The 15038-nt window shown below is 44.9% G+C and carries 13 protein-coding genes and 1 pseudogene; 11 read left to right on the top strand and 3 right to left on the bottom strand.

The window, feature by feature from the left end:
- Positions 1-104: 104 nt before the first annotated feature.
- From CCS41_RS05305 to CCS41_RS05295, 3 genes are read right to left on the bottom strand one after another with little or no spacing between them, the layout of a single operon-like run.
- Positions 105-665 (bottom strand): hypothetical protein, encoded by a 561-nt coding sequence (locus tag CCS41_RS05305; RefSeq protein WP_072550967.1) that lies wholly within the window; start codon positions 663-665, stop codon positions 105-107.
- Between the two features lie 49 nt (positions 666-714).
- On the bottom strand, positions 715-1158 hold the full coding sequence (gene rimI, locus CCS41_RS05300; RefSeq protein WP_072550966.1) for a ribosomal protein S18-alanine N-acetyltransferase: 444 nt from the start codon (positions 1156-1158) through the stop codon (positions 715-717).
- The gene (locus CCS41_RS05295; protein ID WP_072550971.1) at positions 1103-1540 is read right to left on the bottom strand and encodes a DNA polymerase III subunit psi; all 438 of its coding nucleotides are present in this window, start codon (positions 1538-1540) and stop codon (positions 1103-1105) included. Before CCS41_RS05295 ends, rimI begins: the two co-directional genes overlap by 56 nt.
- Positions 1541-1682: 142 nt before the next feature.
- Between CCS41_RS05295 and rsmC the strand changes: the two genes are divergently transcribed.
- The 11 genes and pseudogenes from rsmC to CCS41_RS05240 all read left to right on the top strand — a co-directional run bounded on the left by rsmC (position 1683) and on the right by CCS41_RS05240 (position 14966).
- The gene (gene rsmC, locus CCS41_RS05290) at positions 1683-2711 is read left to right on the top strand and encodes a 16S rRNA (guanine(1207)-N(2))-methyltransferase RsmC (protein WP_072550965.1); all 1029 of its coding nucleotides are present in this window, start codon (positions 1683-1685) and stop codon (positions 2709-2711) included.
- A 125-nt stretch (positions 2712-2836) separates the two neighbouring features.
- Complete coding sequence (gene fabB, locus CCS41_RS05285) at positions 2837-4075, top strand: beta-ketoacyl-ACP synthase I (RefSeq protein WP_072550964.1); 1239 nt, start codon at positions 2837-2839, stop codon at positions 4073-4075.
- Positions 4076-4574: 499 nt separating this feature from the next.
- On the top strand, positions 4575-4967 hold the full coding sequence (gene sdhC, locus CCS41_RS05280; RefSeq protein ID WP_162860099.1) for a succinate dehydrogenase cytochrome b556 subunit: 393 nt from the start codon (positions 4575-4577) through the stop codon (positions 4965-4967).
- Positions 4961-5308 (top strand): succinate dehydrogenase membrane anchor subunit, encoded by a 348-nt coding sequence (gene sdhD, locus CCS41_RS05275; protein ID WP_072550962.1) that lies wholly within the window; start codon positions 4961-4963, stop codon positions 5306-5308. The genes sdhC and sdhD overlap by 7 nt, the downstream gene beginning before the upstream one ends.
- Positions 5309-7075: a succinate dehydrogenase flavoprotein subunit gene (sdhA, locus tag CCS41_RS05270; protein ID WP_072550961.1), complete on the top strand. Its 1767-nt coding sequence runs from the start codon at positions 5309-5311 to the stop codon at positions 7073-7075.
- Positions 7076-7175: 100 nt separating this feature from the next.
- Positions 7176-7892 carry a succinate dehydrogenase iron-sulfur subunit gene (locus CCS41_RS05265; protein WP_072550960.1) on the top strand — a complete coding sequence of 239 codons (717 nt, stop codon included), beginning with the start codon at positions 7176-7178 and terminating at the stop codon, positions 7890-7892.
- Positions 7893-8210: 318 nt separating this feature from the next.
- Entirely contained in the window at positions 8211-11021 is a 2811-nt protein-coding gene (sucA, locus tag CCS41_RS05260; protein WP_072550959.1) for a 2-oxoglutarate dehydrogenase E1 component, read from the top strand.
- A gap of 31 nt (positions 11022-11052) precedes the next feature.
- Positions 11053-12266: pseudogene (gene odhB, locus CCS41_RS05255) on the top strand (2-oxoglutarate dehydrogenase complex dihydrolipoyllysine-residue succinyltransferase).
- Positions 12267-12347: 81 nt separating this feature from the next.
- The gene (gene sucC / locus CCS41_RS05250; RefSeq protein WP_072550957.1) at positions 12348-13514 is read left to right on the top strand and encodes an ADP-forming succinate--CoA ligase subunit beta; all 1167 of its coding nucleotides are present in this window, start codon (positions 12348-12350) and stop codon (positions 13512-13514) included.
- Complete coding sequence (sucD, locus tag CCS41_RS05245) at positions 13514-14392, top strand: succinate--CoA ligase subunit alpha (protein ID WP_072550956.1); 879 nt, start codon at positions 13514-13516, stop codon at positions 14390-14392. Before sucC ends, sucD begins: the two co-directional genes overlap by 1 nt.
- Positions 14393-14756: 364 nt before the next feature.
- Positions 14757-14966, top strand: a complete 210-nt coding sequence (locus CCS41_RS05240; RefSeq protein WP_072550955.1) for a cold-shock protein — start codon at positions 14757-14759, stop codon at positions 14964-14966.
- The last annotated feature ends 72 nt before the right edge of the window (positions 14967-15038 follow it).

Genomic DNA, 15038 nt, shown 5'->3' with positions numbered 1-15038 from the left:
ACATTCCACTGGTATGCTTTCAGTATTTTTTGATAAAAGGCTATCCCAACATTCACGAGATGGAATAACTTTCATAATAGGAAATGGGATCGAACGAAGACAACTTATCCAGGACAATGTAAATACCCTTCCAGAGCATTTTGCCAGTTTACTTGCGGATCAACATCCTTCCCTGCAACATCATTAGCTACAGAGGTGTTTTTATTAATATAGTCAGGAGAATAATCAGGCATACCAATATGCTGGATCTGCGTACAAATTTTTGCCAGTCTAGCCTTATCACCGAGTGTCCGTTGGAGTTCTTCTCCAAACATTTTACGTTTATTCTCATCGCCAACAGATTTCATGGCATTCGCTAACAAAGAAGCATGGACATTACCCGTTCTACTATCGGCAGCTCTGTTCACATCAAAATAAGAGTAAGTTCCCGCTAGCGAGAATAGAATAACGGCATTGTTGTATTGGCTATTATCGATACATTCGACCATTTTTGGGTATAAATTAACCGGAGTTAATCTATTAGTTACTTTCAAGTCGGCGCCACATCCGCGTACTGTCAGGGTAGATAAATTATCAGAGGTTCCGAATACATTAAATATATTGCTACTACACCCCGTCAATAAAGCGATAATCATAAAAATGAATAAATATTTTGATTTCATCATCTCTCCACACAGGTTAAAAGATCCAATATTATTGTAATACACAATAGACCTAAGCTACAGATAACGCCATGATAACTGCATGTTCGCGTCCATGCGCGCAGGGATAATAGTTGTGCCGTAGAGAAACCTGATTAAAACCCAAATTTTCATACAGAGCAATGGCTCCAACATTTGACTCACGCACCTCTAGCCACACAGTAATAACACTATGCACCATTAGCTGTTCAAGCAAATACTCAAGCAACAAACGACCATAGCCGCGACGCTGATGCTGTGGATCAATGGCAATATTAAATAATGTCGCTTCGTCCCGTACTTTTTGTGTAATGACAAAACCCACTATTCGATGATCGATACTTAATTTATAGTTAAGATATAACTTACCTTGATTGCTGGTAAAAATTTTTTCCGTCCACGGGAAAGCATGACTGGTTTGCTCAATCTGGTAGGCATGCGCCAGATCTGCTGGCGTCAGGATAGAAATCTGCTTCATATTGACAAATCTGCTGCCAAAGTGCACGTTTGGCGTGCACATCTTGATAAAGTTCGACCAAAGCCGGGCTATATAATTGCACACCCTCAACCGCTAAAGGTTCATCAATGCCTAAACGCCAACTATTGCACTGAGTTTCCTTTGGCAACATCATGGCCTGATACGGCGTCAAACTGTAAGTCTGCCAAGGAGTGAGATGCAAACTCAGTAAAACATCACAGAGCACCGGATCAGCACAATTAGGCAACGACTGTGCCACAATCAGTAAGCGAATATTTTTTGGCAAATTAATGGTAACATCACCCCGCAAGACGGTTGGGCGATACAGTGTCCACTGCGTTATCCCAAGCTGTTGTAACAGCCAGTCTCGTCTTGATGCCATTCTTTTTCCTGTCAACAACAAGCCTTCATTCATTGCTATGCTAACAAACCCATCGGATATACGCCAACAAACCTTTATAATAATCAAGCCACGTGACACGGCATTCATAACGATTTCGAACAGGTTCTAAGGAAAAATTCTGATGTCAACACTAACCCCCGCCAGTGAAATGATACTGCGCCATCGTGATGAATTTGCTCAACGCTCTATTTTATTTGCCGGTGATTTACAAGACAACCTACCAGCACAATTCAAAGCAGCAAAAGTGCAGGTTCACACTAGTCAGTATCATCATTGGCAAGCACTAAAAAATACTTTAGAAGAAAAAGTTCAATTTGGCCTACTAGCAAGTAGAAATATGATTGCAGAGTGCAATACGTTACTTTATTACTGGCCAAAAAGTAAACAAGAAGCCGAATTTCAACTGTCCAACCTACTTTCTTTGCTAGCAATCGGTAGCGATATTTTTATTATCGGAGAAAACCGTAGCGGTGTGCGCAGCGTAGAAAAAATGCTGACCCCTATGACAACACTGAGAAAAACTGACCGTGCACGCCGTTGTGGACTTTATTATGGTCGCTTGGATAGACAGGTCGAATTTGATCATAATAGTTGGTGGCATAACTACCAGGTTGGTGACACGATAATAAAAACTCTGCCAGGTGTTTTTAGCCGTGATGGCTTGGATGCAGGTAGCCAATTACTACTTTCCACTTTCAGACCAAATCTAGAAGGAAACGTGTTGGATATCGCGTCTGGTAGTGGTGTATTAGCCGCAATTTTGGCTAAACATTCACCCAAAATTAAGCTGACCCTCAGCGACGTTAGTGCTGCCGCGATCGAAGCCAGTCGTGCCACTTTAATCATCAACAATATTGAAGCAAAAGTGATCGCCAGTAACCTTTATTCTGATATTGACGGTCGTTTTGATCTCATTATCTCTAATCCGCCATTTCATGAAGGATTACAAACCAGCCTACACACCACAGAGAGGCTGATCCACGGTGCCAAGGCACATCTCAATATCGGCGGAAAATTGCGTATTGTCGCGAATGCGTTTTTGCCTTATCCCTCTCTGCTCGATGCCACCTTCGGCAGCCATGAAACCCTTGCGCAGAATGGTCGCTTCAAGGTCTATCAAGCCACGTTAAGCAGACAGAGAAATCAATAGCAAAATATGAAACAGGTTCCAGGTGATCAGTGAATTTTATTCTGATCGGACTTGTTCAGCGTACAACTGTACGCTAAAGTGCGGGATAACGTCCCGGATATAATAAAATTTTGAAGAGGTATTGAATGAAACGTGCGGTGATCACTGGCCTAGGTATTATTTCCAGCATAGGTAATAACCAGAAGGAAGTGCTAGCATCTTTGGAAGCAGGACGTTCTGGCATCACTTCATCGCAAGAGTTTAAAGATGCCGGTATGCGGAGCCAGGTATGGGGTAACATTAAATACGAGACCGATCCTATTCATTTGATTGAACGCAAGGTGTCACGTTTTATGAGCCATGCATCCGTTTATGCTTACCTCGCCATGCAAGAAGCCATTGAAAATTCCGGCCTCGAACCTGACCAGATATCCAATGAACGTAGTGGTCTGGTGGTCGGTTCTGGTGGGGGGTCTCCCAAAAATCAAGTTGCCGGCTCCAATGCAATGTGTTCTCGTGGTTTGAAAGGTGTTGGCCCTTATATGGTGACTAAAGCGATGGCTTCTGGGGTTTCAGCTTGTTTAGCAACCCCTTTTAAGATCAAGGGCGTAAATTATTCCATTAGCTCTGCCTGTGCTACCTCTGCTCACTGTATCGGTCACGCCGTTGAATTGATCCAGCTGGGTAAACAAGATGTGGTTTTTGCTGGTGGAGGTGAAGAGCTTTGCTGGGAAATGGCGTGTGAATTCGATGCTATGGGTGCACTTTCGACCAAATATAACGACGAACCGGAGAAAGCTTCACGTCCTTACGATCAGGATCGAGATGGTTTTGTTATCGCCGGTGGCGGCGGTATGGTGGTAGTTGAAGAGCTTGAACACGCGTTAAAGCGTGGTGCTCATATCTATGCTGAAATCATTGGCTATGGTGCAACTTCTGATGGTGACAATATGGTGGCACCTTCCGGTGAAGGCGCCGTTCGTTGCATGAGAATGGCAATGACAGGTATGGATGGTGATACCTCCATCGACTATATCAATGTACACGGCACTTCCACACCTTTGGGTGATCTGAAAGAATTAGGTGCTATCGAAACAGTCTTTGGCAATCACACACCAGCGATCTCAGCAACCAAAGCACTGACCGGCCACTCTTTAGGTGCCGCGGGGGTACATGAAACCATTTATACTTTACTAATGGTTGAACACGGTTTTATCGCCCCTAGTATCAATATCGACAACATCGACGAAGCGGCACGAGGCATGAACATCATTACCGAAATGACGAAGCGTGAATTAACCACAGTGATGTCGAACAGCTTTGGTTTTGGTGGTACTAACGCCACCTTGGTAATGCGCAAATACCCAGCACATCTTAATTTGTAATAAAAATCAATAAATTTTAAAAAGGTCACAATCAATCGAACTGAATTGGCCGTGAATGCGCATGGTATGCCCGTCAGAATTTTATTACATCAAGTACCACAGCAGATTGTACAAAGGCTGTGGACTTAACCGGCGGATACTATTCTCAATACTACCGGGTCCAACCTACCTATGATCCCTCGTTGCCGTTGCATTGTACATCTTCCAGAATAACAAAGACTATGCTCTCTAAAGAGTCAATCTTATCACAGATTAAATCGTGATCTTAATCACTGTTCAGGGGAAATATCACCAATCATTTTAGGGGAGAATTGTAATAAGAATGTGAACCCCTTATACTCTCGCTGGGTTTTCGGATTCCCCTGAAGTAAGAACATCCAGCGTTATAGCGATCATAGCGTTTAAGCATACTGTTTGTTTACACACTACCTCGATGATTTTCTGCCCTTAGCGCTGCTTGAGCCTTATCCAGAGCCGGAAGAAATAAAATAATATAAAGCTGTATAGGCAAACCGTGAAAAAACAAAGACCTGTCAATTTGGATCTACGAACGATTCAAATGCCTGTTACTGCGATAGCGTCCATCTTACACCGTATCTCCGGCATAATCACCTTCGCCGCCGTCGGTATCCTCCTGTGGTTGTTGAGTATTTCTCTTTCTTCTCAAGAAGGATTTATGCAAGCTGCTACCATTCTGAGTAGCCCCGTGGTCAAATTTATTTTTTGGGGAATACTCACCGCACTTGCCTATCACATTTGTGGAGGCATACGTCACTTATTAATGGATTTCGGTTATATCGAAGAAAATTTAGCAACAGGTACCCGCTCTGCCCAAGTGGCAATGATGCTAACCTTAGTGCTATCAATTTTGGCTGGGGTGCTTCTATGGTAGGCAATGCCTCTGCGTTAGGGCGTAATGGTGTACATGATTGGTTGTTACTGCGTGCTTCCGCAATTATTATTCTTTTATACATTCTTTATCTCTTCGGCTTTATTGCCACTGTTCCGCATATCACCTATGAAATTTGGCGCAGTTTTTTCTCTTTGACCCTCACTAAGGTGTTTACCCTGCTGACATTGCTCTCGATTCTAGTGCATGCTTGGATCGGGTTGTGGCAAGTACTTACTGACTATGTCAAGCCTCTGGCGATACGACTGGTATTACAACTGGTGGTCGTTATCGCATTGTTGGTTTATTTACTGTACGGAACCATTGTGATATGGGGTATTTAAATGAAACTGCCCGTCAGAGCGTTTGACGCTGTTGTTATCGGCGCTGGTGGTGCCGGTATGCGTGCTGCACTACAGATTTCTCAAATGGGGCTATCTTGTGCACTGATATCTAAAGTTTTTCCTACTCGTTCTCATACAGTATCGGCGCAGGGTGGTATCACCGTCGCGCTGGGTAATAATCATGAAGATAATTGGGAATGGCACATGTATGACACCGTTAAAGGCTCCGATTATATCGGTGATCAAGATGCCATCGAATACATGTGTAAAACTGGTCCAGAAGCAGTGCTAGAACTCGAGCATATGGGGTTACCTTTTTCTCGTTTAGACGATGGACGTATTTATCAACGTCCTTTCGGTGGGCAATCTCTCAATTTTGGCGGCGGGCAGGCGGCACGCACTGCCGCGGCAGCTGACCGTACAGGGCACGCTTTGCTACACACCCTCTATCAGCAGAACCTAAAAAATCACACTACCATTTTTTCTGAATGGTATGCACTGGATCTGGTCAAGAATCAAGACAATGCTATCGTTGGTTGTACTGCCATTTGCATCGAAAGCGGCGAGGTAGTTTATTTTAAGGCACGTGCCACTATCTTGGCTACTGGGGGAGCTGGACGTATTTATCAATCTACCACCAATGCTTACATTAATACCGGCGATGGCGTAGGTATGGCGTTACGTGCGGGTGTTCCGGTGCAAGATATGGAGATGTGGCAGTTTCATCCGACAGGCATCGCTGGTGCCGGCGTATTGGTCACTGAAGGATGTCGCGGCGAAGGCGGCTATCTGCTGAATAAGCAGGGCGAGCGCTTTATGGAACGTTACGCCCCTAATGCCAAAGATTTGGCAGGGCGTGATGTGGTAGCACGTTCCATCATGATCGAAATCCGCGAGGGTCGCGGTTGTGACGGTCCCTGGGGGCCACATGCTCAGTTAAAACTGGATCACCTAGGTAAAGAAGTACTGGAATCACGTCTGCCAGGTATTCTTGAGCTATCACGCACCTTTGCACATGTAGATCCAGTAAAAGAACCCATTCCGGTTATTCCCACCTGCCACTATATGATGGGTGGTATTCCAACAAAAGTCAGTGGTCAGGCCATTACCGTTAATGAAAAAGGAGAGGATGTGGTGATACCAGGTTTGTTTGCCGTGGGGGAAATTGCCTGTGTTTCTGTACATGGGGCTAATCGTCTCGGCGGTAATTCACTACTGGATCTCATTGTATTTGGTCGTGCCGCCGGTATGCATTTAGAAGAATCACTGCAGGAACAAGGTGTAAGCCGTGATGCCAGTGAATCTGATATTGAAGCTTCTTTGCAACGGATGAACCGTTGGCAGAGTACCCGTACTGGCGAAGATCCCGTTACAATCCGCAAAGATCTACAATCTTGCATGCAAAATAACTTCTCTGTATTCCGTGAAGGGGATGCAATGGCGAAAGGGTTAGCCGAACTGAAAGACATTCGTGAACGTCTGAAAAATGCGCGTTTGGATGATACCTCCAGCGAGTTTAATACTCAGCGTATTGAGTGTCTTGAACTGGATAATCTGATGGAAACCGCGTTTTCAACAGCCGTATCGGCCAATTTCCGCACTGAAAGTCGGGGCGCCCATAGTCGTTTCGACTTTCCAGAACGTGATGATGCTAATTGGCTATGTCACTCATTATACATGCCACAAACCGAAAGCATGACACGGCGTGAAGTGAATATGCAGCCAAAGCTACGCGCGCCCTTTCCGCCAAAAGTACGCTCTTACTGAGACGACTTGAGGATCGAGGGAACTTGAATCAGGGGAGCGAAAGCGCCGTCGATGCGGCGTGAATTCTGTATTGAGTTAACCGGTTGCAGAGGAATAGGTGATGAAACTCGAATTTTCAATTTATCGTTACAATCCAGATGTAGATAATGCACCACATATGCAAGATTATAGCCTGGAAACGGTAGAGGGTCGGGATATGATGTTGCTGGATGCACTTATCCAATTAAAAGAAAAAGATCCGACCTTGGCCTTCCGCCGTTCATGTCGTGAGGGCGTCTGTGGCTCTGATGGTCTGAATATGAATGGTAAAAATGGCCTAGCCTGTATCACGCCCTTATCAACGCTGACGAGAGGTAATAAAAAGGTCGTCATTCGTCCACTGCCGGGTTTACCGGTGGTGCGTGATTTGGTGGTCGATATGGGGCAGTTTTATACTCAATACGAGAAAATCAAGCCGTATCTGCTCAATGATGGCAAAAATCCGCCGGCGCGCGAACATTTACAGTCGCCGCAAGAACGAGCAAAACTGGATGGATTGTATGAATGTATTCTCTGTGCCTGTTGTTCAACATCCTGTCCGTCATTTTGGTGGAACCCAGATAAATTTGTTGGTCCCGCAGGGTTACTGGCAGCCTATCGTTTCCTGATCGATAGCAGGGACACGGCAACACAATCACGTTTGGATGATTTAGACGACGCTTTTAGCGTTTTTCGCTGCCACAGTATTATGAATTGTGTCAGTGTTTGTCCTAAAGGTCTTAATCCAACGCGGGCAATCGGCCACATTAAGTCAATGTTGCTGCAGCGCAGTGCATAATAGCGTAGTACTAAGAGCCTGTTCCAAATCTTTTTCTCTGTGCTCAGAAGAGGAAAAAATGGGTGAAAAGACGTAGATTACTCTTTGTATACAACAAAAAAGGAGTGAGTGAGCATTTTGAGCGTGTTTTTGGCGAATGACTTAACCAAAACACGGCGAGCACAAGAGATTTCGAATAGGTTCTAACAGAGTAAAGTGTATAACAAACAGTAGACCTCTTGCTTAATCTGGCATGAGCATCTCCGGTGAGCCGTTTTAATAACGGTGTAGATATTAACCACAGTGAAAACTAAAGCTTCAAAACTTTAAGGGATCATAATGCAGAACGGCACCATGAAGGCTTGGCTGGATTCCTCCTATCTGGCTGGCGCGAATCAGTCTTATATAGAACAGCTCTATGAAGATTTTTTAATCAACCCTGCTTCCGTTGACGATAGTTGGCGTATGATTTTTAATCAACTGCCAACGACGACGGAAAGAAAACCTGATCAACTTCATTCGCAAACACGTGATTATTTCCGCCGTCTGGCACAAAATGCCACTCGTCATCACTCCCCGATTAGCGATCCTGATACTGATGCTAAGCAAGTCAGGGTGTTGCAGCTGATCAATGCCTTCCGCTTTCGTGGTCACCAACACGCAAATCTTGATCCCCTTGGTTTATGGCAACAAGAACCTGTTCCTGATCTTGATCCCGCCTATCATCATTTGACTGAAGGCGATTTTCAGGAAACGTTTAATGTCGGTTCTTTTGTTATCGGCAAAGAAACCATGAAATTAGCTGATCTATATGATGCTCTTAAGCAGACTTACTGTGGTTCGATCGGCACTGAGTACATGCATATTACCAATACTGAAGAAAAACGCTGGATCCAACAGCGCATTGAATCAGTAGTGGGTGAATCTATGTTCGAAGAACATGAAAAACGCCGTTTTCTCGACGAACTCACTGCAGCTGAAGGTCTAGAACGTTATCTTGGAGCAAAGTTCCCAGGCGCTAAACGTTTTTCATTGGAGGGCGGTGATTCACTGGTCACTTTACTAAAAGAAATGATCCGTTATGCCGGTAAAAACGGCACCCGTGAAGTCGTACTAGGCATGGCTCATCGTGGGCGTTTAAATGTTCTTATCAACGTGTTGGGTAAAAGACCCGACGATTTATTTGATGAATTTGCCGGTAAACATAAAGAAAATTTGGGCACCGGTGACGTTAAATATCACCAGGGCTTTTCATCTGATATAACAACAGACGGCGGCCTGGTTCACCTCGCGTTAGCTTTTAACCCATCCCATTTAGAAATTGTCAGCCCGGTAGTGATAGGCTCGGTACGTGCCCGTCGTGATCGTCTGGATAAAACACAAAGTGATGGGGTACTGCCGATCACTATTCACGGGGATGCTGCAATTACTGGCCAAGGTGTGGTGCAAGAAACACTGAATATGTCACAGGCTCGTGGTTACGAAGTGGGAGGTACCGTACGTATTGTGATTAATAATCAGATTGGTTTTACTACCTCTAACCCGCAAGATGCCCGCTCTACACAATATTGCACCGATATTGCCAAGATGGTACAAGCGCCGATTTTTCACGTTAATGCTGATGATCCTGAAGCTGTTGCCTTTGTCACCCGCGTAGCATTAGATTTTCGTAACGAATTTAAACGCGACGTGATGATTGATCTCGTCTGTTATCGTCGACACGGCCATAACGAAGCGGATGAGCCCAGTGCGACACAACCGGTTATGTATCAGAAAATCAAAAAACACCCCACTCCGCGCAAAATCTATGCTGATAAGCTAATTGAACAAAAAATAATTAATCAGGAAGATGCGACGGAAAGAGTCAATTTATACCGTGATGCTTTGGATCGCGGTGATTGCGTCGTCGAAGAATGGCGTCCGATGACATTGAACTCTGCCACTTGGTCTCCTTATCTCAATCACGAATGGGACGCCAAATACCCCAATAAAGTCGACAAAGCACGTTTAAAAGAGCTAGCCGAGTCTATTAGCAAAGTGCCGCTGGAAGTCAAAATGCAATCCCGCGTCGCTAAAATTTACAGTGATCGCACCGAAATGGCGGGAGGAAATAAAGCATTTGACTGGGGTGCCGCGGAAACGTTGGCCTACGCTACCCTGGCTGATGAAGGTATTCCTGTGCGTCTATCTGGTGAAGATGCCGGACGCGGTACTTTTTTCCATCGTCATGCCGTTGTTCATAACCAGGAAAACGGCTCTGTTTATGTACCATTAGCGAATATCAAGAAGACACAAGGCGAGTTTCAAGTATGGGATTCCGTGTTATCAGAAGAAGCGGTATTGGCCTTTGAATACGGCTATGCGACAGCTGAGCCACGCACCCTGACTATTTGGGAAGCCCAATTTGGTGACTTTGCCAATGGAGCGCAGGTGGTTATCGACCAGTTCATCAGCTCAGGCGAACAAAAATGGGGCAGGATGTGTGGTCTGGTGATGCTATTGCCGCACGGTTATGAAGGGCAAGGCCCTGAACATTCCTCGGCGCGTTTGGAGCGTTATCTGCAGCTCTGTGCTGAACAAAATATGCAAGTGTGTATTCCGTCAACACCCGCACAGGTTTATCACATGCTGCGTCGTCAAGCCTTGCGTAGTATGCGCCGCCCCTTGGTGGTCATGTCACCGAAATCATTGCTACGTCATCCATTGGCTACCTCTTCTCTTGATGAGTTGGCTAGTGGCTGTTTCCAACCCGCAATAGATGAAATTGATAAATTGAAAGCGAATGAGGTCAAACGTGTCGTTATGTGTTCAGGCAAAGTCTACTATGATTTATTGGAACAGCGCCGTAAAAATAATCAAACAGATGTCGCCATTATACGTATCGAGCAGCCTTATCCGTTTCCACATGAAGCCATCGAACTGTTGCTGAAAAAATATGTTGGAGTACGTGATTTTGTTTGGTGTCAGGAAGAGCCACTCAACCAAGGAGCCTGGTATTGTAGCCAACATAATTTCCGCGAAGTGATACCACATGATGCCTCTTTACGTTATGCCGGTCGTCCCGCTTCGGCGTCACCGGCCGTGGGTTATATGTCAGTACATCAGAAACAGCAACGAGATCTGGTGAATGACGCGCTGAACGTTGAGTAGCTAAACATTTAATAACAAGGTATGGAGAGATATGAGTAGCGTAGAGATTTTGGTTCCTGATCTACCTGAATCCGTCGCTGATGCGACAGTGGCCACCTGGCATAAAAAACCAGGCGATGCTGTCCAGCGTGATGAAATTCTGCTAGAAATTGAAACTGATAAGGTGATTTTAGAAGTACCGGCCAGCCAATCGGGTATTTTGGGTGATGTTTTACAAGATAAAGGGCCACCGTGACTGCGAAACAGGCTGTTGGCTCTATTCTTTCAAGTGATAGTTCAAATAAAACAACAGAACAGAAACCGCCAGAAAAGAAGACCGAGAATAATATCACTCAGGATCAACCCGTTAACCCAACAGAAGTGGCTAACGATACGCTTAGCCCTGCCATTCGTCGTTTGATAGCAGAGCATAATCTGGATGCCAGTACAATTAAAGGCAGTGGTGTCGGTGGTCGTATCACACGTGAAGATGTCGATCAATGTTTAGCCCATCGGAAAAACTCAACGGAATCAAAGATAAAATCTGACATCCCTGTGCTAGGTCAACGCAGTGAAAAGCGGGTACCAATGACACGTCTGCGCAAACGGGTCGCTGAACGTTTGCTGGAAGCAAAAAACAATACCGCCATGTTGACTACCTTTAATGAAATCAACATGAAGCCAATTATGGATCTGCGTCAACAATATGGCGAATCTTTTGAGAAACGCCACGGTGTTCGTTTAGGTTTTATGTCTTTCTATATCAAGGCAGTGCTTGAAGCGCTAAAACGCTACCCAGAAGTGAATGCTTCCATCGATGGTACAGATGTGGTGTATCACAGCTATTTTGATATCAGTATTGCGGTTTCCACGCCACGAGGTTTGGTCACCCCCGTGCTACGTGATGTTGACGCCCTGCATATGGCAGAGATTGAAAAACAAATCAAAGCACTCGCAGTAAAAGGGCGTGATGGCAAACTAACAGTAGAAGAATTAACCGGCGGTAATTTCACCATTACCAATGGCGGCGTATTCGGCTCCTTGATGTCAACACCGATCATCAACCCGCCACAAAGTGCGATCCTCGGGATGCATACGATTAAAGATCGTCCGATGGCGGTCGATGGTCAGGTGGTGATCCTTCCTATGATGTATTTGGCACTTTCTTATGATCACCGTTTGATCGATGGTCGAGAATCAGTAGGCTTCCTGGTTACAGTAAAAGAAATACTGGAAGATCCCATTCGTTTGCTACTCGACATATAAAAAAATCATCGGCAAGGCAAAATCCGGGTGTCAGATCGTGCGCTTTTGGCATCTTTCCAGCGTTTATATGGATAAAACAACATGAATTTACACGAGTATCAGGCAAAACAATTATTTTCTAAAAATAACTTACCGGTTCCAATTGGTTACGCTTGTAGCACAAAACGAGAAGCTGCTGACGCCACCACAAAAATCCCTGGTAATAAATGGGTAGTTAAATGCCAGGTACATGCTGGCGGGCGTGGTAAAGCCGGGGGAGTAGAAGTGGTGAATAGCAAAGAAGCTGTCGAAGCTTTTGCTGATAAGTGGTTAGGTAAAAATCTGGTGACTTACCAGACAGATGCCACTGGTCAGCCTGTTCGCCAGGTTTTAGTTGAAGCGGTCACGGATATCGATAAAGAATTGTATCTCGGTGTTGTCGTCGATCGTTCTTCACGCCGTGTGGTGTTTATGGCATCGACTGAAGGTGGTGTTGAAATTGAAGAAGTGGCAGAAAAAACACCTGAATTGATCCATAAGCTGGCATTAGACCCATTAACAGGGCCACAACCCTTCCAAGGGCGTGAATTGGCATTTAAATTGGGCCTGAGCGGTAAACAGGTGGCTCAGTTTACCAAAATCTTTATGGGACTCGCTGAGTTGTTCTTGACACGTGATCTTGCGTTAGTTGAGATCAATCCCCTCGTCATCACTAAGCAAGGGGATTTTATTTGCCTCGACGGTAAATTATCGGTTGATGGTAATGCGTTGTTTCGTCAAGCAGAATTACGTGACATGCGTGATCCAAGCCAGGAAGATGAACGTGAAACTCATGCCACTGAATGGGAGCTGAACTACGTGGCACTGGATGGCAATATTGGTTGCATGGTCAACGGTGCCGGTTTAGCCATGGCCACCATGGATATCGTAAAACTGCACGGTGGTAAACCCGCTAACTTTTTGGATGTCGGCGGTGGTGCGACTAAAGAGCGTGTCACTGAAGCCTTTAAAATTATTTTGTCGGACGACAGCGTAAAAGCAGTATTGGTCAATATTTTTGGTGGTATCGTACGCTGTGATCTGATCGCAGACGGCATTATTGGGGCAGTGAGTGAAGTGGGTGTTAAAGTGCCGGTGGTGGTGCGTCTTGAAGGGAATAACGCCAAATTGGGTGCCAAAAAATTAGCCGACAGCGGTTTAAATATCATCGCTGCCACTAGCCTGACAGATGCCGCGCAACAAGTTGTTGATGCAGTGGGGACTAAATAATGTCTATTTTAATCGATAAAAACACTAAAGTTATTTGCCAGGGCTTTACTGGTAGTCAAGGGACTTTCCACTCCAAACAAGCGATCGCTTACGGTACTCAAATGGTGGGCGGTGTAACACCGGGTAAAGGGGGCACAGAGCATTTAGGTTTACCTGTGTTTAATACTGTCCGTGAAGCAGTCGAAAAAACAGGCGCTACAGCATCAGTTATCTACGTACCGGCACCCTTCTGTAAAGATTCGATTCTAGAAGCGATTGATGCAGGTATCGAGTTAATTATCTGTATTACCGAAGGCATACCAACATTAGATATGTTAACGATAAAAGCCAAGCTGGATCAAAGTGATGTACGCATGATCGGCCCTAACTGCCCAGGGGTGATCACACCAGGTGAATGTAAAATCGGTATCATGCCCGGACATATACACTTGCCCGGTAAAGTCGGTATCGTTTCTCGTTCTGGTACTTTGACTTACGAAGCAGTAAAACAAACCACTGATATTGGCCTAGGTCAATCAAGCTGTGTCGGTATTGGTGGTGATCCGATCCAGGGATCTAACTTTATTGATATTCTTAACTTGTTTCAGCAGGACGAAAAAACTGAAGTGATTGTTATGATCGGTGAAATCGGCGGTAATGCGGAAGAAGAAGCCGCTGCTTACATCGCCGAGCATGTTACGAAGCCTGTGGTTGCCTATATTGCAGGTGTTACTGCACCACCAGGCAAGCGTATGGGACATGCAGGTGCAATCATTGCCGGTGGTAAAGGTACAGCAGAAGATAAATTTACTGCGTTAGCCGCAGCGGGAGTAAGAACAGTCCGTAGTCTGGCAGAAATTGGTGATGCGGTGAAAAAAGTATTATCTAATAACGAATAAAAATAAAGAGTAAAATCATTGACCACCTTCGGGTGGTCTTTTTTGTCGTAATGCTGCGTTCCAGGCACTTTGACTTCGCATAACGAACTACGGTTTCGCAAAAAGTCTAATAAAATAGTTGCACTCTTGGTATATTTATGGGTAAAATGCGCCCGGCCTGTAGTGCAGAGCTATTTATGAGTATGAAGTAGAGAATAAAGCAGTTCCTCCCAAATCGTTATCTTTTTGATTCCGCTGTAAAGACGAACCTTCGATAATCTCCAATAAACAGCTCCCATAAGTAACCTTGCTCAATGTGGTCAAGTTGCTTGAAAATAGCGATGTGCTTTTGTGGCAAATTTATTCAGATTTGAAGGTAAAAATTATGTCGAAGAAAACGGGTAAAGTGAAGTGGTTCAATGAAGGTAAGGGTTTCGGCTTTATTGAACAGGACGATGGGGAGAAAGATTTATTTGTACATTTCTCTGCAATCCAAGCGGGAGGCTTTAAAACTTTGCAGGAAAATCAGCGGGTTGAGTATGATATTCAGGATAGCCCTCGCGGGGCGGCCGCCGCAGACGTTACTGCTATTTGACAATGATGTCTCAGTTATATCAGGAAAATAAAATGACAACGTGACTACGTTGCGTGTCCCTGAGTAACCAAA

Origin of the sequence: Candidatus Fukatsuia symbiotica (genome assembly GCF_003122425.1) — a bacterium.
Taxonomy (GTDB): Bacteria; Pseudomonadota; Gammaproteobacteria; order Enterobacterales; family Enterobacteriaceae; genus Fukatsuia; species Fukatsuia symbiotica.
This window is presented reverse-complemented; position numbering and strand designations above follow the sequence as displayed.

What these genes read in the sequence shown, in the direction of transcription:
- CCS41_RS05305 (WP_072550967.1), bottom strand. Translation starts at nt 665, where the DNA reads ATGATGAAATCAAAATATTTATTCATTTTTATGATTATCGCTTTATTG.
- rimI (WP_072550966.1), bottom strand. Translation starts at nt 1,158, where the DNA reads ATGAAGCAGATTTCTATCCTGACGCCAGCAGATCTGGCGCATGCCTAC.
- CCS41_RS05295 (WP_072550971.1), bottom strand. Translation starts at nt 1,540, where the DNA reads ATGGCATCAAGACGAGACTGGCTGTTACAACAGCTTGGGATAACGCAG.
- rsmC (WP_072550965.1), top strand. Translation starts at nt 1,683, where the DNA reads ATGTCAACACTAACCCCCGCCAGTGAAATGATACTGCGCCATCGTGAT.
- fabB (WP_072550964.1), top strand. Translation starts at nt 2,837, where the DNA reads ATGAAACGTGCGGTGATCACTGGCCTAGGTATTATTTCCAGCATAGGT.
- sdhD (WP_072550962.1), top strand. Translation starts at nt 4,961, where the DNA reads ATGGTAGGCAATGCCTCTGCGTTAGGGCGTAATGGTGTACATGATTGG.
- sdhA (WP_072550961.1), top strand. Translation starts at nt 5,309, where the DNA reads ATGAAACTGCCCGTCAGAGCGTTTGACGCTGTTGTTATCGGCGCTGGT.
- CCS41_RS05265 (WP_072550960.1), top strand. Translation starts at nt 7,176, where the DNA reads ATGAAACTCGAATTTTCAATTTATCGTTACAATCCAGATGTAGATAAT.
- sucA (WP_072550959.1), top strand. Translation starts at nt 8,211, where the DNA reads ATGCAGAACGGCACCATGAAGGCTTGGCTGGATTCCTCCTATCTGGCT.
- sucC (WP_072550957.1), top strand. Translation starts at nt 12,348, where the DNA reads ATGAATTTACACGAGTATCAGGCAAAACAATTATTTTCTAAAAATAAC.
- sucD (WP_072550956.1), top strand. Translation starts at nt 13,514, where the DNA reads ATGTCTATTTTAATCGATAAAAACACTAAAGTTATTTGCCAGGGCTTT.
- CCS41_RS05240 (WP_072550955.1), top strand. Translation starts at nt 14,757, where the DNA reads ATGTCGAAGAAAACGGGTAAAGTGAAGTGGTTCAATGAAGGTAAGGGT.